The sequence below is a fragment of the Blautia sp. Marseille-P3201T genome (assembly GCF_900120295.1).
Classification (GTDB): domain Bacteria; phylum Bacillota; class Clostridia; order Lachnospirales; family Lachnospiraceae; genus Blautia.
In genome coordinates this window covers 61,745-81,768 of the sequence record NZ_LT635467.1, presented here as the reverse complement: position 1 = coordinate 81,768, position 20,024 = coordinate 61,745, and the positions used below count along the sequence as shown (strand labels likewise).

Here is a 20,024-nt window from a genome sequence, read left to right as displayed (position 1 = left end):
TTATACTTACCAGCAGGGACAGGGGCGGAAGAAGGACTTTCGTCCCCTTTTGAAATGTAAATATGAGTTTATTGAAAGAGGAGATGTGTGTAATGACAAAAATTGATATTTTTTCAGGATTTCTTGGTGCAGGAAAAACAACTTTAATCAAAAAACTTCTTACAGAGGCATATAAAGGCGAACAGGTGGTTCTTATTGAAAATGAATTCGGTGAAATCGGTATTGACGGAGGATTTTTAAAAGAAGCCGGAATTGAAATCCGTGAAATGAATTCCGGCTGTATTTGTTGTTCCTTAGTAGGGGATTTCGGCGAAGCATTAAAAGAAGTCATTGAAAAATATCATCCTGACAGAATTATTATTGAGCCGTCAGGAGTAGGAAAACTTTCTGATGTAATCAAAGCTGTTCAGAAAGTAGAGGATGCAGTTGACATAAAATTAAACAGCTTTACAACTATTGTAGATGTTACAAAATGCAAAATGTATATGAAAAATTTTGGTGAATTTTTCAGTAATCAGATTGAGTATGCAGGAACGATTATTTTAAGCCGTACAGATACAGAAAAGGCTACAGAAGAAAAGATTGTGGCAGCAGTGGAAATCATTCGCTCTTTAAATAAAAAAGCAGCAGTGATTACAACTCCGGTAGAGAAACTGGCAGGAGAGAAAATTTTGGATATTATGGAAAATAACCGCTCTTTGGAAAAAGAACTTATGGAAGAAGAAACTTGTCCGGTATGCGGCGGACATCATCATGAGCATGAACATCATCATCACGACCATGAAGAATGTGGCTGCGGACATGACCATCACGACCACCATGAGCACGAACATCATCATCACGACCATGAAGAGTGCAGCTGCGGACATGACCACCACCATGACCATGAGCATCACCATCATCACCATGCAGATGAAGTGTTTACAAGCTGGGGTAAGGAAACTGTAAAAACATATACACAGGATGAAATCAAGAATATTTTAGATACACTTTCCAATGATGAAAGCTACGGTATGATTTTGAGAGCAAAAGGTATGGTAGAAGGAAAAGACGGACAGTGGATTTACTTTGATATGGTGCCGGGAGAAGCGGATATCAGAGAGGGTTCTGCAGATTATACAGGACGTATTTGTGTTATTGGCTCTAAAATTCAGGAAGACAAGCTGTCAGAATTATTTGGTATTTAAGACTTTACGAATAAAAGGGAGAAAACAGAAATGGACGAAATCAGAGTGCCAATTTATTTTATGGCAGGATTTTTAGAAAGCGGAAAATCTACATTTTTAGATTTTACCATTGCTCAGGATTATTTTCAGATAGAGGGCAATACCCTTTTAATTCTCTGCGAAGAAGGCGAAGTGGAATTTGATGAAAAGATGCTGAAAAAGAGCAGAACTTCCGTGGAGGTATTAAACAGCTTAGATGAATTAACACCGGAAAGACTGGTGGCTTATGATGCTTTTTACAGTCCGGAACGAGTGATTATAGAATATAACGGAATGTGGCAGGTCAGCAAATTTGAAGAGATGCAGCTTCCAAAAGACTGGGGCATTGTGCAGCACATTGTTACCGTAGATGCCAGCACCTTTCAAGTGTATATGAACAATATGAAATCTCTGTTTGTGGAAATGGTAAGAAATGCAGATATGGTATTGTTCAACCGCTGTTCCATGGATATGCCTCTGGCATCCTTCAGAAGAAGTGTGAAAGTAGTAAATCAGGGTGCAGAGATTATCTTTGAGGATGAAGAAGGAGAAATCGAAGATATTTTTGCAGAGGAAATGCCTTTTGATGTAAATGCGGATGTGATTGAAATTATGGATGAGGATTATGGTATCTGGTTTATTGATGCTATGGATCATCCGGAAACTTACAAAGGAAAGAAAGTTTCCTTTACGGGAATGGTATTAAAATCCAGAGAATTTCCGAAAAATGTCTTTGTGCCGGGAAGAATGGCAATGACCTGCTGTGCAGATGATACCAGCTTTATCGGGTATATCTGTAAAAGTCCTGAGGCAAAGAGTCTGCGTACCGGTAAGTGGGTAAAGGTAGTGGCAGAGGTAGATTATGAGTATGTTTCTTCTTACCATAAAGAGGGACCGGTGCTCACAGCCATTTCTTTAGAACCTGTAGAACCTTTAAAGCAGGAATTGGTATATTTTAACTAAGGAGAGGGATATGTTATTAATAGCGGGACTTGGAAATCCGGGTAAACAGTACGACAAGACAAGACATAACATGGGATTTGATGTTGTGGATGAACTGATAGACCGTCATGGAATTCCTCAAGGTGGAATTGCCCATAAAGCCTTATACGGAAAAGGAATGATTGGCGGAGAAAAGGTAATTGTGGAAAAGCCTTTGACTTATATGAATTTAAGTGGAGAGTCTGTAAGAGAATTTATCAATTATTATAAAATGGATCCGGAAACAGAGATGATTGTTATTTATGACGACATTGATTTAGAGCCGGGACAAATTCGTATTCGAAAAAAGGGAAGCGCCGGAGGGCATAATGGGATTAAGAATATTATTGCTCAACTGGGCACACAGAATTTTTACCGCATTAAAGTAGGCGTAGGAGCAAAACCAAAGGGATGGGATTTAGCTGACTATGTTCTGGGACGATTTTCTTCCAAGGAGAGAGAAGTGGTAGATGCAGCTATTCAGGATGCGGCAGATGCGGTAGAAATGATTATTGAAAAGGGAATTGATGCAGCAATGAACCATTATAATGGTTCTGGAAAAAAGAAAAAAGAGGAGTAAAATCATGCAGGTATTCATGCAGCCCCTGGAAAATCTGAAGGAATTTGAAGAAATTACACAAAAGCTTCCAAAAAACAAAGGTATTTTGCAGCTCTCAGGCTGTGTGGAATCTCAGAAAGCCCATATGATGTATGGGCTTTTTGAAGCGATGAAAAAAAAGACAGGACAGGAAAAGGCTAACTGTCTGATTATTGCGGAAAATGATTTAAAGGCAAAAGAACTCTATGAAGATTATCGTCTGTATAATCGTGAAGTTATGCTTTATCCTGCCAAGGACTTAATTTTCTTTGAGGCAGATGTACATGGAAATCTTCTGACAAAAGAGAGAATGAAAGTTTTGGCAGCTCTTTTGGAGAAAAAGGGAATTACGGTTATTACCAGCATGGGAGGCTGTATGGATTATCTCCTTCCCCTTGAAACCATAGAGAAATATGTACTGCATTTCCAAAATGACAGTCCTCTTGACATGGATAAGCTGAAAAAGCAGCTTTTGGGTATGGGATATGAGAAAAATGCACAGGCAGAAGCGCCGGGACAGTTTTCTTTTCGCGGGGGAATTATTGATATTTTCCCACTGACAGAGGACAATCCTGTGCGTATTGAGCTTTGGGGTGATGAGATTGACTCTATCCGAAGCTTTGATGCAGAAAGTCAGCGTTCTATTGAAAATTTAGAGGAAATTACTATTTATCCGGCGGCAGAAATGCTGTTAAGTGACGAGGTTTTAAAAAAGGGAATTAAAAAAATCCAAAAGGACAGAGATACAGCAGTACAGAAGTTTCGGGACGCTTTTTTGACAGAGGAAGCAGGCAGATTAAAGCAATCAGTTACAGAAGCACTGGAAAATCTCACAGAATTTCATGATTTTTCCGCAGCAGAGCATTTTTTGCGGTATTTTTATAAAGATGTGGTAACCTTTACGGATTATTTTGATGCGGAAAATACGTTGATACTGCTGGATGAAACAAATCGTTTGCTGGAGCAGGCACAGGCTGTGGAAACAGAGTTTCGGGAGAGCATGGAACACAGGCTGGAAAAAGGTTATCTGCTGGCAGGACAGACAGATTTATTAATTAGCGCCAGACAGACACAGCAGAAGATAAACAGAAAAAATTGTGTTTCTCTTTGTACCATTGAGCAGCATAAGGGCGACTGGGATATTACGGAGCAGTATTATATTACGGCTAAATCTGTCAGTCCATATAACAACAGCTTTGAACTTCTGGTGAAGGATTTAAAACGCTTTAAAAAAGAAGGATATCGTGTGCTGCTGCTATCAGGCTCTCGCACCCGTGCAGCACGTCTTGCAGAGGACTTGCGAAATGAGGAGCTGAACAGCTTTTATACAGAGGATATGGACAGAGTCATTGAACCGGGAGAGATTATGACGGCTTTTGGTCACGCTAAGAAGGGATTTGAATATCCTCTGATTAAATTCGTACTGATTACAGAATCGGATATTTTCGGTCAGGAAAAGAAGAAAAAACGAAAAAAATCCGAATACAGCGGCAAGCGAATACAGAGCTTTAACGAGCTTAGTATCGGAGATTACGTTGTCCATGAAAATCACGGACTGGGAGTTTACAAGGGAATTGAGAAGATTACCGTAGATAAAGTTGCCAAAGATTATATTAAAATCGAGTATGCAGGGGGAAGCACCCTCTATATTCTTCCGAACCAGCTTGATATGCTTCAGAAATATGCAGGAGCAGATGCCAGAGCGCCGAAGCTGAATAAGCTGGGAGGACAGGAGTGGAAGAAGACAAAGACAAAGGTTCGTGGAGCGGTAAAAAATATCGCCAAGGATTTAGTCCGTCTGTATGCTGCAAGGCAGGCAACACAGGGCTTTCAGTATGAGCCGGATACGGTTTGGCAAAGAGAATTTGAAGAAATGTTTCCTTTTGAGGAAACTGATGACCAGCTTATGGCAATTCAGGCTGCCAAGCAGGATATGGAAAGCAAGAAAATCATGGACCGTCTGATTTGCGGTGACGTAGGTTACGGAAAGACAGAAATTGCCATTCGTATTGCATTTAAAGCGGCGCAGGAAGGAAAACAGGTGGTTTATCTTGTGCCAACTACAATTTTGGCGCAGCAGCATTATAATACTTTTGTACAGCGAATGAAGGATTTTCCTGTCAGAGTAGATTTGTTATGCCGTTTCCGTACACCGGCACAGCAGAAAAAGACCATTGCAGATACGCAGAAAGGTCTGGTAGATATTCTTATCGGAACACACAGAGTTCTTTCTGATGATGTGAAGTTTAAGGATTTGGGACTTCTGATTATTGATGAGGAACAGCGTTTTGGCGTTACTCACAAGGAAAAAATCAAGAAGCTGAAAGAAAATATTGATGTTCTTACTTTAACTGCTACGCCTATTCCAAGAACACTGCACATGAGTCTTATTGGTATTCGTGATATGAGCGTGCTGGAAGAAGCGCCTATGGACAGAGTGCCTATTCAGACTTACGTTATGGAATATAATGAAGAAATGGTGCGTGAGGCAATCAGCAGGGAGCTGGCAAGGGGCGGACAGGTTTACTACGTTTATAACCGTGTTAATGATATTGACGAGATTACCAATCGTGTGGCGAAATTAGTACCGGAAGCCAATGTGGCTTTTGCTCATGGACAGATGCAGGAGCATCAGTTGGAAAAAATTATGTACAGCTTTATTAACGGAGAGATTGACGTGTTGGTTTCTACCACTATTATTGAGACAGGTCTTGATATTTCCAATGCCAATACCATGATTATTCATGATGCAGACCAGATGGGACTTTCCCAGCTTTACCAGTTAAGGGGAAGGGTTGGACGTTCCAACAGGACAGCTTATGCCTTTTTGATGTATAAGAAGAATAAAATGTTAAAAGAAGTGGCAGAAAAACGACTTCATGCTATTCGTGAATTTACGGATTTAGGAAGCGGATTTAAAATTGCCATGCGAGATTTGGAAATTCGTGGGGCAGGAAACCTGTTAGGCGCAGAACAGCACGGGCACATGCAGGCAGTGGGTTATGATTTGTACTGTAAGATGCTGGATGAGGCTGTGCGGGAGGAAAAAGGACTGAAGCAGCAGGAAGACTTTGAAACAGCCATTGATTTGGAAGTAAATGCCTTTATTCCGCCGAAATATATTCCAAATGAATATCAGAAATTGGATATTTATAAGAGAATTGCAGGTATCGAGTCAGAGGAAGAATATGAAGATATGCTGGAAGAGCTTATGGACCGATTTGGCGAACCTCCAAAAGCTGTTCAGAACCTTCTGGCTATTGCTAACTTAAAAGCGCTGGCTCATAAGGCATATATCAAGGAAATCAAACAAAATGGCACGGATGTGAAGATTACCATGTTTGAAAGAGCAAAAATTGACGGGGCAGGATTTCCGCAGATTTTGGATAAGTATAAGAATAATTTAAAGATGAAGTTAGATGAAGTGCCGTATTTTATGGTTTCTTTAAAGGGAAGAAGACCAAAAGAAGTTTTAGATGTATTGAACATTCTTCATGATATTTTAATGGATTTTCAAGACCTTATATTGAAATAATTCTTGCTCAGACAGGGAAAAACGTCTATAATAGAACAAGGTATTTATACCTACAAAAGGGATTTACAGGAGGAACTTATGAACAGAACAATGAAAAAGCTGTTATGTCTGACGACAGCAGGTGTGTTGGGATTATCTGCGCTGGCAGGCTGTGGCAGTAAAAAAATAGATGGGACAAAACCACTTTTAACAGGAAAAGAAGACACAGTAACAGTGGGAACAGGAAATCTGGTGCTTCGTATGAACCAGGTACAGATGATGTCTTACATGTCCATGATGGGCGGCGGCACAACCGGTATGTGGGAACAGAAAACAGAAGATGGAAAAACTTACGGCGAGCAGACAAAAGACAGTGTGCTTGAACAGTTAAAGGCAATGATGCTGCTAAAAGAACATGCGGCAGATTACGAGGTTTCTGTTTCTGATGAAGAAAAGAAAGGTATTGAGGAAGCTGCAAAAAAATTCATGGAAGCGAACACAAAAGAAACGATTGAAAAGCTTTCTGTACAGCAGTCCGATATTGAACAGCTTTTGACATTGTTTACTTATCAGAATAAGATGTATGACCCGATGACAGCTGATGTAGATACAAATGTAGAAGATACAGAAGCTGCTCAGAGCGCTATTACTTATTGTAAGGTAAGCACAGCAGACAAGACAAATGAAGACGGAACAACAACACCTCTTACTGATGAGGAGAAAAATGAGAAAAAAGCACAAGCACAGAGTATTTTAGATAAGCTTTTGGCTTCTGATGACCCTGCTATGGCAGATGTAGATACTCTTGCAAAAGAAGTGGATGAGAATTTAAGCGCTTTAGACACGACTTTTGGTGCAGAAGACACTTTATTAGATGAAAAACTTCTGGAAGCTGCAAAAACATTGCAGGACGGACAGGTTTACGAAAGCGTTGTAGAAGGCGAAAATGCTTATTATGTAGTCAGAATGGATCAGGTTCTGGACAGAGAAGCAACAGATACCGAGAAAGAACGAATTGTAAACGAAAGAAAACAGGAAGCATATCAGAAGCTTTTAGACGAATGGAAAGAAAAAACAGAAATTACGGTAAATGAGAAAGAATGGAAAAAGGTGACTTTGTCTGATAATGATGTTTATACATTGAAACAGCCGGAGACAGAAGAAACACCGGAAGAAGGAACTGAAAATACAGAAGGTACACAGGAATAAAAAAGGAGTTGTCACTCTAAGTAATTATCCGGAATGTTAATACATTCGGAATATATACTTGGAGTGCAACTCCTTTTTAATTTATCCTTTGTTTCTCCAACCCATGTATCCAATCCGACTTTAAGAAGTAGATAAGGAAAGTAATAGAACTCAGCGTCCATGTCAGCGGATAAGCCCAGAAGATAACGTGAATATCAGGGATAAAGTGTACAGCCGCAGTAATATAACTTACACGGATAATACACCAGCATATCAGCATGACAAACATAGGAACGGTAGACTTTCCTGCGCCTCGCAAAATTCCTGCCATACAGTGTGAGAAGGCAAGGAGGAAGTAAAAGAGTGCGTCAATACGAGCCTGGTCTGTTCCGTAGGCGATAACCTGAGGAGTGTCATTAAAAGCAGCCAGAAACTGAGGAGCAAAGAAGTAAATAATAACTCCAATCAGTTCAGCTATGGAAAGGGAGCAGATAACACCGAATACAGCTCCTTTTTTTGCCCTTTTGTATTCCTTTGCACCCAAATTTTGGCTGATAAAGGTAGTCAGCGCCATAGCAAAGCAGGTAATAGGAAGGAAAGCAAAGCCTTCTACTTTGGAATACGAACCGCAGCCTGCCATTGCCATTTGTCCGAATTTGTTAATATTGGACTGAACCACTACATTTGCCAGTGAAATAATAGAGTTTTGCAGTCCTGCGGGCAGACCATTGGAAATAATCTGGCGAAGCATCAGCCAGTCCATGCGAATACGGGACGGATGTATTTTGTATTCTTCGGGACTTTTTAAAAGTTGTCTCAGACACAAAAGAGCGCTGATAAACTGAGAAACTACGGTGGCAAAGGCAGCAGCGCCTACACCCATACCAAATCCTGCTACGAGAATTAAATCCAGCACAATGTTAATAATAGAAGATATAATTAAATAAATGAGAGGATGCTTGCTGTCTCCCACAGACTGAAGAATACCCACAAGGAAATTATACATAACAAAAGCCAGAGAACCGCAGAAATAAATGCGGAAATAGGTGACGGAGTTTGGCAGAACTTCAGCTGGAGTTCCCATCATCACCAAAATCTGAGGCGCTGCGGCCACACCCACAATAGTCAGTAAAATTCCTGACACAATACCGAGAGCCACAATAGTGTGAATAGCTCTCTGAACTAAATCAAATTTTTTTGCACCGAAATATTTTGCAACGACAACACCTGCCCCAATGGCAATACCATTGAAAAATCCCACCATAAGGAAAATCAGATTTCCGGATGAGCTTACGGCTGCCAGAGCGCTGCTTCCCAGATAATTTCCTACGATTAAGGAGTCGGCAGTATTGTAAAGCTGTTGAAATAAATTACCGAAAAACAGGGGGACGGCAAATGCAATGATTTTCTTCCAGATAGGACCGCTTGTCATAAGAGTTGCTGAAGAACGATTGTCCATAGTTGTAATGCCTCCGTTTTGATACTATAATAAATAATCATATAATTAAGTATAAAGTTAGTGTAAGAGAAAAGCAAGTATTGAGGAGAAAAATATGTTCATATCAGATTTGCATATACATTCTAAATTTTCCAGAGCAACCAGTAAGGACTGCGATTTGGAGCATTTGGAAATGTGGGCACGGAAAAAGGGAATACAGATTTTAGGTACAGGAGATTTTACCCACCCTGTTTGGCAGGAGGAAATGAGAGAAAAATTAGAACCTGCCGATGACGGTCTTTATCGTTTGAAGAAAGAATACCGAATTTCAGACGGATTTGTGCCGGACACCATAACACCCAGATTTGCAGTTACAGGCGAAATCAGTTCTATTTATAAAAAGAATGGAAAGACGAGACGAGTTCACAGTCTGCTTATACTTCCTAGTTTAGAGAAAGCACAGAAACTATCGGAAAAATTAGAAAAAATCGGAAATCTTCATTCTGACGGACGTCCCATTTTAGGTTTGCCGTGCAAAGACTTGTTGGAAATGCTTCTTGAGACCACGGAAAAAGGAATTTATGTACCGGCACATATCTGGACACCTCATTTTTCTATGATGGGAGAGTTTTCTGCATTTTCATCTCCAAAAGAATGTTTTGAGGAATTAACACCTTACGTTCATGCTGTAGAGACGGGCTTATCTTCTGATCCTGCAATGAACTGGAGAGTTCCTGCTATTGAGCATATGCAGCTTATTTCCAATTCTGATGCACATTCTCCTTCAAAGCTGGGACGGGAAGCGAACTTAATGGAAATAGAGATGTCTTATAATGGTTTGGAAAGAGCAATTCAGACGGGAGAGGGACTTTTCGGAACTATAGAGTTTTATCCCGAAGAAGGAAAATATCATCTTGATGGTCATAGAAAGTGTCAGGTCTGCCTTACACCCGGACAAACAAAGGAACAGGGAGGAATATGCCCTGTATGTGGGAAAAAGCTGACCGTAGGCGTACTGCACAGAATAGAAGAACTGGCTGATAAAGAAGAGGGATATGTAAAAGAGGGAGCAAAGCCTTTTGAAAAGCTGGTTCCATTGATGGAAATTATTGCAGAAGATATGGGATATTCCACTGCTTCTAAAAAAGTTTTTGAAAAATATCAGCAGGCTCTGTTAAATCTTGGTACAGAATTTGAGATTTTAAGAGAAATCCCTTTAGAAGATATTCAGTTACAGCTTGGCGAAAAGATTGCAGAAGGAATTTCTTATATTCGAAAAGGTGAGGTACAGTGTATTCCCGGCTTTGACGGAGAATACGGAAAGATAAAGGTTATAGAACCTTGAGGTGAAGAGCTTGAAAAAACGAAAATGGTCTAAAATTTTTCTTGTTTTGTATGTAATATGTGTATTATCTTACACAGCAGCCAGAATTATTTTAAAGGAATACGGATATTTTTATTATGACTTTTTTGAAAAGGGTAAAATGCTGTTATTACTGATAGGCGCTGTTTATATTTGGTGCATTGGCATAGGAAATCTGAAGCGATATAAAATGCGGTATCCTGACAGGAGCATTACAGGCGGATGTATTTTGCTGGGAATATTTACCGTAGTATCCGTAGGAATTTTTGGAAATTATTTTGTCAGGACTGTGTTAATGTGGGAAACTCCGGCATATCAGCCTGTCGAGGAACGGGAAGAAAAAGCGGAGGAAACGGAAGAAAGCGAGACGCAGGAGCAAAGGGGAGTTTATGAAACAGTCGAGGATGCGTATCAATATCTCTATGATGAGGTGCTTTCTCTCTCCTATTCCTCCAGCAGCCCTCAATATAATGCGAAAGGGAATTTCTATGCTGTTTTGGAAACCGGTACGTGTGCTTATGAAGAACAAGAAAATGTTCCGTATACCATAGAGGTGGTTTATGATAGAATTTCGGACGACGGGGAGTCTTATATGTTTAATTTTTATAAGATATATGAAACAGCGGAGGGTGACATCACGGATTTTGGATTGCGATATCTTGTGAATAAATATACGGGAGAAATTACGGCAGAAGAAGTACCGTGGGGAAATTAAAAAAATGGAGCGTTGCTTAAAGCGACCGCTCCATTTTTTATGTTTAATTTTATTAAGGAAAATGATTAAGCTCTGGCTTCTTCTAAAGCTTTTGCCAACTGGTCAGGGCAGGAAGTTCCTCTGCCGTTGCAGTCTGTTCCTTTTAATCTCTGGATAACATCATCCACCTTCATTCCCTGCACAAGGCTTGCAATTCCCTGTGTGTTTCCGTTGCAGCCACCGTTGAATTTCACGGATTTTACAACATCACCTTCAATTTCAAATTCAATAGAGCGTGAACATACGCCTTTTGTTTTATATACAGCCATTTTAAAGTCCTCCTTTGTTTGTTTCTTCAGTGTGAATTATAGCATGACTGAAAAAAAACGTAAAGACAAAGAAACAACTGGCAACGAAGGAAAGATTATGTTAAAGTGAAAGGCAAAGAACATTATTTTACAGGAAAGGTGAAAGCATTATGAATATGATTGGAATTATCGGCGCTATGGAAGAAGAAGTAGAGCTGTTAAAAGAAAAAATGACAGATACAGTAATTGTGGAAAAAGCAGGAATGAAATTTGTAAAGGGTAATCTGAAGGGACAGACAGCTGTTGTAGTTCGCTCCGGCATTGGCAAAGTAAATGCAGGTATCTGCACACAGATTTTAGCAGATGAATTTCAGGTTGAGGCTGTGATTAATACAGGGATAGCAGGTTCTTTAAAGGCAGAGATTAATATTGGTGATATTGTGCTGTCTACGGACACTATGCAGCATGATGTAGATGCCAGAGAATTTGGATATCCGCTGGGACAGATACCACGTATGGAAACATTGGCATTTTCGGCAGATGAGGCATTGAGGAAACTGGCAAAGGAAGTGTGTGAAGAAGTTAATCCTGATATTCAGGTATTTGAAGGACGTGTTGCCAGCGGTGATCAGTTTGTGGCAGACAGAGAAACAAAGGAAAAAATTATTGAAAATACACAGGCGTACTGTACAGAAATGGAAGGAGCAGCTATTGGCCAGACTGCATATTTAAACAAAATTCCGTATTTGGTAATCCGCGCCATTTCCGACAAGGCAGATGACAGTGCACATGTAGATTATCCTACATTTGAAAGACAGGCAATCCGCCATACGGTAAATCTTGTAAGCAGTATGATGGAAAGATTGTAGAGAAGACATCTGCATAAACTGTCATTTCAGGCGTGTATTTGTCGAGCGAATTTTGTTTCCAAAAGGGGTTGGGTGCTATATAATAGAGTTCATAGAAAAAAAGAGACGCAGGATATGAAATGTCTATGCGCCGAAAATGAGGAGGAGCTATGGAGTACCTGATTTTTTATTATGGGACATGCCTTATGGGGCTTTTCAGTATTGTAAGTATGCTGGCAATTTACACGAGTAACAAAAGGGTTTTAAAGGAGTCTAAAAACCCGGCACAAGCAAAAGAGAAATGGACAGCCAATTTTATCGCAGAACATCAAAAGCTGTTAAAAGATAATATACAGATACATAACCCTGCAGTTTATGTAATGAAACGCATGAGAGGACGAAAGATAGGACCATGGAGTATGCACCAGATAAAGGGCATTTCCTGGATTACTTTATGCCTCTCATTTTTATTTGCCGGAGCCCAGTTTTTTTTATTGGGAGAGGGCAGTGAGAAAGTTGTAAGACTTTTTCCGTTCAATATAGAATTTCCGGCTATGAGTTTAACAGTATTTACGACTATTGGATTGGGAATTGTACTTTTGGGGCTGAAAATATTGACAGGAACAGGATATCATGAGGAAGAGATTGAAACAAATCTGCTGGATTATGTGGAAAATCGCTGCAAAGAACCTGTACAGGCAGATCCGCCAAAGAAAGCATCAAAGCCGGCTGGAAATCCGAAAAAAGATGAGGTTTTAAAACAGATTGAGCAGGGGATTTTAGAAACAGCTGCCACAGACAGCCGTTATGCACATCTGTTAGATAAGGAAGAAAAAGCTATTGTGAAAGATGTAGTGAAAGAATTTTTGACAGGAAGTCAGAAGAAATAAGAAAATAAGAAAGCAGCAGAAAACCTTCTTTGGTGAGAACTCGCCAGAGAAGGTTTTTCTAAAGCTTATGAAAAATACATGACATAGGATGAAAAAAGTGCTAAGATAGAAAGAATAAAAAATTTGGAGGGAATGAGAATATGGAACAGGAAAAAAAGACAGCAATGCGAGTATCTGCAGTCACGATTGTGTGGAATGTTATCCTTTCTATTTTCAAGCTGATAGCAGGTATTGTAGGACACTCCGGAGCAATGATTTCTGATGCGGTTCATTCTGCTTCTGATGTATTTAGTACAATTATTGTAATTTTAGGAATTAATATTGCCAGTAAGCAGTCAGATGACGACCATCAGTATGGTCATGACAGGCTGGAATGTGTGGCAGCTATTTTATTGGCGGTTGTGCTGTTCGCCACAGGTATCGGTATTGGCATTAATGGTATTAATAAAATTATTGAGGGAACAGCAGGTAAAGATGAAATTCCGGGAATAATTGCGCTTATTGCGGCTGTTGCGTCTATTGTGGTGAAAGAGTCCATGTTCTGGTATACCAGAAACGCTGCGAAGAAGATAAATTCCGGCGCTTTGATGGCAGATGCATGGCACCATCGCTCTGATGCGCTGTCTTCTGTGGGTGCGCTTATTGGTATCGGGGGAGCACGTCTGGGATTTCCGGTGTTAGACCCGATTGCCAGTGTAATTATCTGCGTGTTTATTGTGAAAGCCGCTTACGATATTTTTAAAGATGCCATTGACAAAATGGTAGACAAATCTTGTGATGAAGAAACAGAAGAAAAAATGCGTCAGTTAATTAAAGAACAGCCGGGAGTTTTAAAAGTGGATGTACTGCGGACCAGATTATTTGGGGCAAAGATGTATGTGGACATCGAGATTGCTGCAGATGGAGATATAAGCCTGCGAGAAGGGCATGAAATAGCGCAGGTTGTTCATGATAAGGTGGAAGAGAAGTTTCCGCTGGTGAAACACTGTATGGTACATGTAAATCCATTGTAAAAGGAGGATGCAAATGAAAGCATATCAGTTAAAAATACAAATTAAAAATTCACACCCGCCTATTTGGAGAAGAGTTGTGGTGCCTTCCGGTATTACTTTTGAAGAACTGGCAGAAATATTGAATATAACCATGGGATGGATCGGCTGCCACATGCACTGTTTTGAGTTTTCACGTTTGGGTATTTCTGTTGAGATGAAGTCCGATGAACTGGATTTTTTTGAAAATATGGACGAGGAGAGTCTGGATGAGAAAGAAACCGTCATAGATACCTTTTTAGAAAGACAAAATAATTTTACCTATGTATATGACTTCGGAGATGATTGGGAACATAAGGTTACTGTGGAAGAAATCATAGATGATTATGAATATTCTTATGCTAAAGTTTTAAAATATAAGGGAGAGACACCTTACGAGGACTGTGGAGGAATATATGGATACTATGAGATGCAAGATATTCTAAGTAATCCGAAGCATTACCGATACAGTGAGATAAAGGATTGGGTAGGAGATGAACTTACACAAAAGTATGATTTAGATGGGATTAATGAAGCACTAAAAGGATTGGAATGTGGGGCTTCCGATGTAACTTTGAAAGAAGTTTTAACGGAATATTCGAAATCAGATTTAGCTGAAATTGCAAAAGTACATCACTTATCCGGTTATTCAAAATATAAGAAAGCAGAATTGGTGGAATTTTTAATAAGAGAGCTGTTGAGTAAAGAGGTTATGCGCAGGTATTTCAGATTTTTAAGTGAAGATGAGATACAATTTTTGGAAAGTGAAAACACAACACGAAAAGTCTCTTTTGAAGATATGAGATATGGATATTTGTTGGAGGGCGGCTATGTCGGAGTCTATGCAGACTGGGGCGATAGTGTGTTTTGCCTGCCAAAAGAAGTAAAAGAAGCTTACCAGGAAAACTGCACAGAAGACTGGAAGAAGGAACGTCAGGATGTAGAGACACTTCTGATGTATTTTAATGTGGCAGCAGAGCTTTATGGGATTTGTCCTGTGGAAAAGGCAGTGGAATTATATAAAAGAGACACAGGACTGGAAAAGGATGAATTTTCCACCATGGCTTTTCTAAAAGATGTTCCAAAGAACAAAAGATGTTTTGTAATACAGGGCAGCCAGCTTGTATTATCCCTGTATAAAGAAAAGAATGAATACAACAAACTTCTTAAGGAACAGCAGGGAACGGATTTTTATGTTCCGTCGAAGGAAGAAATAGAATGTTTAGGCAAGAATGGATATTTGCCCTTTGGAAAGAACATGGAGCAGTTAAAAACTTTCTTTATGAAAGAAGGAAAAGAGGGAAAAGAAGACGCAGAGCTTTTGTGCCGCACTATTCAGTTTATTATCCGAATAGGCGGAACAATGGAAGAAATCTTAGATATGTTAGAGAACGCCTTTTGGGAATATGAGGAAATGATGAAGAATGATAGTATGAGAAGCAGACTGTTCCATAAAATAGAGAACGCATGGAAAGAAACCAATACCGTTACAAAACGAGGGAATGCAAAAAAGACTGAGACATCTGCACAGACATCCGATGATAAGATTATTTTATTCCCCGGGAAATTGCGCCCTATGAAATAAAGTAACAGTTCAGCCATATCAGCTCGAATTGGTGGTTTCACCACCTATACGCTGCAATGCAGCGCAAATTCTCGCTTATGGCAGAGCGCCATATACAAATCCAACAAAATTGTCTTGTTGCAAGCAAGCTTGCCAATCCATTTTTGTGGATTTGTGCATGGCTGAACTGTTACGAAATAAAAAATATTAGAGAAATTTTTCTTGTAAATCATCAAAGTCTATTTTATAATAGAAAGCATTCTTGATAAAATATTTCAGAGATAGAGTGTTAGGAGGAAAAAGCGTGAAAAACGAAGTAGTCATCGTTCTTGATTTCGGTGGACAGTACAATCAGTTAATTGCAAGACGTGTGCGCGAATGTAATGTTTACTGTGAAATTTATTCTTATAAAACAGATATTGAGAAAATTAAAGCAATGCAGCCGAAGGGTATTATTTTTACAGGTGGACCAAACAGCGTTTATCTGCAAGATTCTCCTACTTATACAAAGGAAATATTTGAGCTTGGTATTCCTGTTTTAGGAATTTGCTATGGCTCTCAGCTTATGATGCACCTTCTGGGCGGAAAGGTTGAAAAAGCGCCTGTCAGAGAATATGGTAAAATTGAAGTGACTGTTAATCAGAACTCCAAGCTATTTGAAAATGTGTCAGAGAAAACTATTTGCTGGATGAGTCATAACGATTATATTTCCCAGATTGCTCCTGGATTTGAAATCAGCGCTCATACGGCAGATTGTCCGGTAGCGGCTGTTGAAAATAAAGAAAAGAACTTATATGCGACACAGTTCCATCCGGAAGTATTACACACACAGGAAGGTAAACAGATGCTCTCTAACTTTGTTTACAATGTGTGCCAGTGCTCCGGTGACTGGAAGATGGACTCTTTCGTAGAGGAGTCTATTCAGGCAATTCGTAAGAAGGTAGGAAATGGAAAAGTTCTCTGCGCCCTTTCCGGTGGTGTGGACTCATCTGTTGCAGCAGTTATGCTTTCAAAAGCAGTGGGAAATCAGCTTACCTGCGTATTTGTAGACCATGGTCTTCTTCGTAAAGATGAAGGAGATGAGGTGGAAGCTGTATTCGGACCAAATGGTCAGTACGATTTGAACTTTATCCGTGTAAATGCACAGGAACGTTTCTACGCAAAATTAAAGGGTGTGGAAGAACCGGAACAGAAACGTAAAATTATTGGTGAAGAGTTTATCCGTGTCTTTGAAGAAGAGGCAAAGAAAATTGGAGCTGTTGATTTCTTAGTACAGGGAACGATTTATCCTGACGTGGTAGAAAGCGGCGTTGGCGGTGAGTCTACGGTTATTAAATCACATCATAACGTAGGAGGACTGCCGGACTACGTTGATTTTAAGGAAATTATCGAACCGTTACGTGATTTATTTAAAGATGAAGTGCGTAAAGCAGGTTTAGAGCTTGGTATTCCGGAATATCTTGTATTCAGACAGCCATTCCCGGGACCAGGTCTTGGTATTCGTATCATTGGCGAAGTAACTGCTGAGAAGGTAAAAATGGTTCAGGAAGCAGATGCGATTTGGCGTGAGGAAATTAAAAAAGCCGGACTGGATAAGGAAATCGGACAATATTTTGCAGGGCTTACAAATATGCGTTCTGTGGGAGTTATGGGTGATGAGAGAACTTATGACTACGCAGTAGCATTAAGAGCGGTAACGACTACGGATTTCATGACTGCAGAGAGCGCAGAAATTCCGTGGGAAGTTATTGGGAAGACCACAAGCAGAATTGTAAATGAAGTAAAACACGTAAATAGAGTGATGTACGATTGTACGGGGAAACCACCTGCGACCATAGAGTTTGAATAATTAAAAATTTCTGGAAAGCCTTATAAACAGGGCGTTTCCGGGCAGATAAAGTTCTATTTGATAACAAAATGATAACACTGGATATTTTGGCATTATTTATCAGGTATCCTGTGGTTATCGAGTAATATGTGTGAAACCGACAAAAAAGGTCTTACTGAATTGAGTGAAATCAATTTGGTAAGGCCTTTTTTCGTCGGCTTTTATTTTGCGTTTTTTGGATAGTTGTAACGCCACTGATCATATTCTTCCTGAGTGATCTCGCCGGATTTGAGTTTTTCTGCCTGTTCCTGCCACGCATGGAACATATCGAACATGGAAAGGTAGGTGGTTCCCTTGGCCTTGTCCAGCCGGAGACAAAGTTCTCCGTCAATCTCATCAATGTGAAGCCCGTAAAGGTCTTCTAAGGTAAATAAGGTATGCATCAGTCCAACGTAACTGTCAATATCCGGGACAGCAAGAGCATGAGGGGATACTTCAAAAATATCAGCCAATGCGTTCAGATATTTTTCTTTTGGACTGCGTGCCCCTTTTTCATACTGTGCAATGCGGACATCAGCCTGTGAATCACTGAATCCCAGCTGTTGACCCAAATATTTCTGCGTGAAACCACGCAGAAGTCTGAAATGGTGGATTCTTTCGCCTATTGCCATATGTTTATATCTCCTGTCTTTTTCTTGATAGGTTGAGTATAGCATATCCAAATGGTAGAGACAAGAAAATCCATACAAAAAAGTATGGGTAAATGTATTGAAAGTACTTGACCCATACAGAATAGTATAGTATAATTCAACCTATACAAAATAGTATAGTAAAAAGAAAGGAGAAATTTTCTATGAGTAAAATGTTTATGAATGTGAAAGAGGTCATGGAAGTCCTGGAAGTATCGGAGTCCTATGCATACAAGCTGATGAAAAGGCTAAACAGGGAATTGCAGGCAATGGGATGTCAAACAATCGCAGGAAAAGTTGACCGGAAGTATTTTTATGAGCAGTTCTATGGAACAAGATCGAATGATGGGAGGAATTAGGAATGGCAATTTACAAGAATGACAATGGCACCTGGTATGTAATGATTCGTTATCAGGACTGGACAGGTGCAAGAAAACAGAAATGCAAACGAGGATTTTCTACAAGAAAAGAAGCTGCGGACTGGGAATTACAATTCAAATTACAGAAGAAAGCAAGCGTGGATATGACAATGGAAAGCTTTTGCACTATGTATGAAGAAGATGTCAGACCTTCTTTGAAGCAGAGTACCTGGCTTACAAAAGAAAATATTATTCAGAAAAAGATTCTTCCGTATCTTGGAAAACGTAAAGTATCGGAAATTACAGCTAAAGATGTGATGGACTGGCATAACCAGATGAGAAAACTGAAAACGAAAACAGGAAAACCGCTTTCGCCAATGTATCTGAAAACGATACATGGACAATTAAGCACTATTTTTAATCATGCAGTGAAATATTACGATCTTAGCACTAATCCGGCAAGAAAAGCTGGGGCACTGGGAGAAGAAGAAGGCAAGGAAATGTTGTTCTGGACAAAAGAGGAGTATAAGCGATTTGCAGAAGAAATGATGGACAAACCTCTTTCCTACTATGCTTTTCAACTGCTTTACTGGTGTGGAATTCGTTCGGGCGAGCTGCTTGCTTTAACACCAGCAGATTTTAATTTCAAAAAGAAAACGCTTCGGATCAATAAGTCCTATCAGCGTTTGAAAGGAGAAGATGTAATCAGTACGCCAAAGACAAAGAACAGTGTACGGACAGTCATAATGCCACAGTTTCTGTGTGATGAAATGCAGGACTGCCTGAAATTATATTACAGTTTAAAGCCTGACGACCGCATTTTTCCGGTAACAAAATATTATCTGAATCATGAGATGGAAAGAGGCTGTAAAGCGAGTGGGGTAAAGAAAATCAGAGTTCATGATCTCAGGCATAGTCATGTATCCCTGTTGATCAATATGGGGTATACCGCACTAGCAATCGGAAAAAGGGTTGGACATTCAGCAGAAAAGATTACTTACCGGTATGCACATCTGTTTCCGTCGGTACAGCAGGACATGGCAGAGCAGCTGGATGCGGAAAATATGGATGAAGAATTAAATGAAGTAGAAGGAGGACTTGCAAATGTCGGCTAAATGTCTGGATCATCAGGGACGTTGGAGAAATAAAGTTGTAGCATTTCGGATGTCACCGGAAGAAGATGAACTTCTAGAGACGGCAGTACGGCTATCGGGATTAACCAAACAAGAATATATTATCCGAAGATTGCAGGAAAAAGAAGTTGTGGTTATAGGAAATCCCAGGGTGTATAAAGCTTTGAAGAAGGAACTTGAAAAGGTACTGGGTGAGCTGAAACGTCTGAAAAAGGGAGAAGATGTGCCGGAGGATTTATTGGAAGTGATTCGGCTTATCACAATAACAATGGCTGGAATGAAAGCGGAATAAAAGAGCCTTTAAGTGTCGGCAAACACCTAAAGGCAGGGATTTGGTAGAATACTCTTCCAAAAAACTTCTATGAGTATTCTATCAAAAACCACTCTTTCTTTCAA

18 protein-coding genes are annotated in these 20,024 nt (G+C 39.8%); 15 read left to right on the top strand and 3 right to left on the bottom strand.

Translation table 11 applies throughout. From position 1 onward, the window contains the following. Window positions 1-92 precede the first annotated feature (92 nt). The 5 genes from BQ7352_RS02800 (at window position 93) to BQ7352_RS02780 (ending at window position 7,507) form a co-directional block, all read left to right on the top strand. Window positions 93-1,187, top strand: a complete 1,095-nt coding sequence (locus BQ7352_RS02800; protein WP_072446785.1) for a GTP-binding protein — start codon at window positions 93-95, stop codon at window positions 1,185-1,187. A gap of 30 nt (window positions 1,188-1,217) precedes the next feature. Next, window positions 1,218-2,168 carry a TIGR03943 family putative permease subunit gene (locus BQ7352_RS02795; protein WP_072446783.1) on the top strand — a complete coding sequence of 317 codons (951 nt, stop codon included), beginning with the start codon at window positions 1,218-1,220 and terminating at the stop codon, window positions 2,166-2,168. Between the two features lie 10 nt (window positions 2,169-2,178). After that, complete coding sequence (pth, locus tag BQ7352_RS02790; RefSeq protein ID WP_072446781.1) at window positions 2,179-2,766, top strand: aminoacyl-tRNA hydrolase; 588 nt, start codon at window positions 2,179-2,181, stop codon at window positions 2,764-2,766. 4 nt (window positions 2,767-2,770) lie between these two features. Continuing rightward, window positions 2,771-6,319 carry a transcription-repair coupling factor gene (gene mfd / locus BQ7352_RS02785; RefSeq protein WP_072446780.1) on the top strand — a complete coding sequence of 1,183 codons (3,549 nt, stop codon included), beginning with the start codon at window positions 2,771-2,773 and terminating at the stop codon, window positions 6,317-6,319. A gap of 78 nt (window positions 6,320-6,397) precedes the next feature. Continuing rightward, a complete protein-coding gene (locus BQ7352_RS02780; protein ID WP_072446778.1) occupies window positions 6,398-7,507 on the top strand; it encodes a peptidylprolyl isomerase in 1,110 nt (369 codons plus the stop codon). Between the two features lie 76 nt (window positions 7,508-7,583). Here BQ7352_RS02780 and BQ7352_RS02775 read toward each other — a convergent pair whose 3' ends face one another. Next, on the bottom strand, window positions 7,584-8,945 hold the full coding sequence (locus BQ7352_RS02775; protein WP_072446776.1) for an MATE family efflux transporter: 1,362 nt from the start codon (window positions 8,943-8,945) through the stop codon (window positions 7,584-7,586). Between the two features lie 94 nt (window positions 8,946-9,039). Between BQ7352_RS02775 and BQ7352_RS02770 the strand changes: the two genes are divergently transcribed. Both BQ7352_RS02770 and BQ7352_RS02765 read left to right on the top strand, forming a co-directional pair. Next, entirely contained in the window at window positions 9,040-10,269 is a 1,230-nt protein-coding gene (locus BQ7352_RS02770; RefSeq protein WP_072446774.1) for an endonuclease Q family protein, read from the top strand. Between the two features lies 1 nt (window position 10,270). After that, window positions 10,271-11,002: a hypothetical protein gene (locus tag BQ7352_RS02765; RefSeq protein ID WP_072446772.1), complete on the top strand. Its 732-nt coding sequence runs from the start codon at window positions 10,271-10,273 to the stop codon at window positions 11,000-11,002. A 65-nt stretch (window positions 11,003-11,067) separates the two neighbouring features. On the opposite strand, the gene BQ7352_RS02760 is transcribed toward BQ7352_RS02765, so the two are convergent. Further along, window positions 11,068-11,310: a TIGR03905 family TSCPD domain-containing protein gene (locus tag BQ7352_RS02760; RefSeq protein ID WP_004223878.1), complete on the bottom strand. Its 243-nt coding sequence runs from the start codon at window positions 11,308-11,310 to the stop codon at window positions 11,068-11,070. A 155-nt stretch (window positions 11,311-11,465) separates the two neighbouring features. On the opposite strand from BQ7352_RS02760, the gene BQ7352_RS02755 reads away from it, so the two are divergent. The 5 genes from BQ7352_RS02755 to guaA all read left to right on the top strand — a co-directional run bounded on the left by BQ7352_RS02755 (window position 11,466) and on the right by guaA (window position 17,468). Then, a complete protein-coding gene (locus tag BQ7352_RS02755; protein ID WP_072446884.1) occupies window positions 11,466-12,158 on the top strand; it encodes a 5'-methylthioadenosine/adenosylhomocysteine nucleosidase in 693 nt (230 codons plus the stop codon). A 149-nt stretch (window positions 12,159-12,307) separates the two neighbouring features. After that, window positions 12,308-13,027, top strand: coding sequence for a hypothetical protein (locus tag BQ7352_RS02750; protein ID WP_072446770.1), 720 nt, complete (start codon window positions 12,308-12,310; stop codon window positions 13,025-13,027). A 140-nt stretch (window positions 13,028-13,167) separates the two neighbouring features. Next, window positions 13,168-14,040 carry a cation diffusion facilitator family transporter gene (locus BQ7352_RS02745; RefSeq protein WP_072446767.1) on the top strand — a complete coding sequence of 291 codons (873 nt, stop codon included), beginning with the start codon at window positions 13,168-13,170 and terminating at the stop codon, window positions 14,038-14,040. Window positions 14,041-14,053: 13 nt separating this feature from the next. After that, entirely contained in the window at window positions 14,054-15,640 is a 1,587-nt protein-coding gene (locus BQ7352_RS02740) for an IS1096 element passenger TnpR family protein (protein WP_072446765.1), read from the top strand. A 283-nt stretch (window positions 15,641-15,923) separates the two neighbouring features. Next, entirely contained in the window at window positions 15,924-17,468 is a 1,545-nt protein-coding gene (guaA, locus tag BQ7352_RS02735; protein WP_072446763.1) for a glutamine-hydrolyzing GMP synthase, read from the top strand. Window positions 17,469-17,668: 200 nt separating this feature from the next. Here guaA and BQ7352_RS02730 read toward each other — a convergent pair whose 3' ends face one another. Next, entirely contained in the window at window positions 17,669-18,118 is a 450-nt protein-coding gene (locus tag BQ7352_RS02730) for a helix-turn-helix domain-containing protein (RefSeq protein ID WP_072446761.1), read from the bottom strand. A gap of 182 nt (window positions 18,119-18,300) precedes the next feature. Between BQ7352_RS02730 and BQ7352_RS02725 the strand changes: the two genes are divergently transcribed. Genes BQ7352_RS02725 through BQ7352_RS02715 form a run of 3 tightly spaced genes read left to right on the top strand, consistent with a single transcriptional unit; the run spans window position 18,301 to window position 19,920 of the window. Next, window positions 18,301-18,495 carry a hypothetical protein gene (locus tag BQ7352_RS02725; protein WP_005611072.1) on the top strand — a complete coding sequence of 65 codons (195 nt, stop codon included), beginning with the start codon at window positions 18,301-18,303 and terminating at the stop codon, window positions 18,493-18,495. Window positions 18,496-18,497: 2 nt separating this feature from the next. Then, on the top strand, window positions 18,498-19,610 hold the full coding sequence (locus BQ7352_RS02720) for a site-specific integrase (RefSeq protein ID WP_072446758.1): 1,113 nt from the start codon (window positions 18,498-18,500) through the stop codon (window positions 19,608-19,610). Then, the gene (locus tag BQ7352_RS02715; RefSeq protein WP_072446756.1) at window positions 19,600-19,920 is read left to right on the top strand and encodes a plasmid mobilization protein; all 321 of its coding nucleotides are present in this window, start codon (window positions 19,600-19,602) and stop codon (window positions 19,918-19,920) included. The genes BQ7352_RS02720 and BQ7352_RS02715 overlap by 11 nt, the downstream gene beginning before the upstream one ends. Window positions 19,921-20,024: the final 104 nt, after the last annotated feature.

Coding starts and splice junctions, on each gene's coding strand:
- BQ7352_RS02800 (WP_072446785.1), top strand. CDS start 93: ATGACAAAAATTGATATTTTTTCAGGATTTCTTGGTGCAGGAAAAACA.
- BQ7352_RS02795 (WP_072446783.1), top strand. CDS start 1,218: ATGGACGAAATCAGAGTGCCAATTTATTTTATGGCAGGATTTTTAGAA.
- pth (WP_072446781.1), top strand. CDS start 2,179: ATGTTATTAATAGCGGGACTTGGAAATCCGGGTAAACAGTACGACAAG.
- mfd (WP_072446780.1), top strand. CDS start 2,771: ATGCAGGTATTCATGCAGCCCCTGGAAAATCTGAAGGAATTTGAAGAA.
- BQ7352_RS02780 (WP_072446778.1), top strand. CDS start 6,398: ATGAACAGAACAATGAAAAAGCTGTTATGTCTGACGACAGCAGGTGTG.
- BQ7352_RS02775 (WP_072446776.1), bottom strand. CDS start 8,945: ATGGACAATCGTTCTTCAGCAACTCTTATGACAAGCGGTCCTATCTGG.
- BQ7352_RS02770 (WP_072446774.1), top strand. CDS start 9,040: ATGTTCATATCAGATTTGCATATACATTCTAAATTTTCCAGAGCAACC.
- BQ7352_RS02760 (WP_004223878.1), bottom strand. CDS start 11,310: ATGGCTGTATATAAAACAAAAGGCGTATGTTCACGCTCTATTGAATTT.
- BQ7352_RS02755 (WP_072446884.1), top strand. CDS start 11,466: ATGATTGGAATTATCGGCGCTATGGAAGAAGAAGTAGAGCTGTTAAAA.
- BQ7352_RS02750 (WP_072446770.1), top strand. CDS start 12,308: ATGGAGTACCTGATTTTTTATTATGGGACATGCCTTATGGGGCTTTTC.
- BQ7352_RS02745 (WP_072446767.1), top strand. CDS start 13,168: ATGGAACAGGAAAAAAAGACAGCAATGCGAGTATCTGCAGTCACGATT.
- BQ7352_RS02740 (WP_072446765.1), top strand. CDS start 14,054: ATGAAAGCATATCAGTTAAAAATACAAATTAAAAATTCACACCCGCCT.
- BQ7352_RS02730 (WP_072446761.1), bottom strand. CDS start 18,118: ATGGCAATAGGCGAAAGAATCCACCATTTCAGACTTCTGCGTGGTTTC.
- BQ7352_RS02725 (WP_005611072.1), top strand. CDS start 18,301: ATGAGTAAAATGTTTATGAATGTGAAAGAGGTCATGGAAGTCCTGGAA.
- BQ7352_RS02720 (WP_072446758.1), top strand. CDS start 18,498: ATGGCAATTTACAAGAATGACAATGGCACCTGGTATGTAATGATTCGT.
- BQ7352_RS02715 (WP_072446756.1), top strand. CDS start 19,600: ATGTCGGCTAAATGTCTGGATCATCAGGGACGTTGGAGAAATAAAGTT.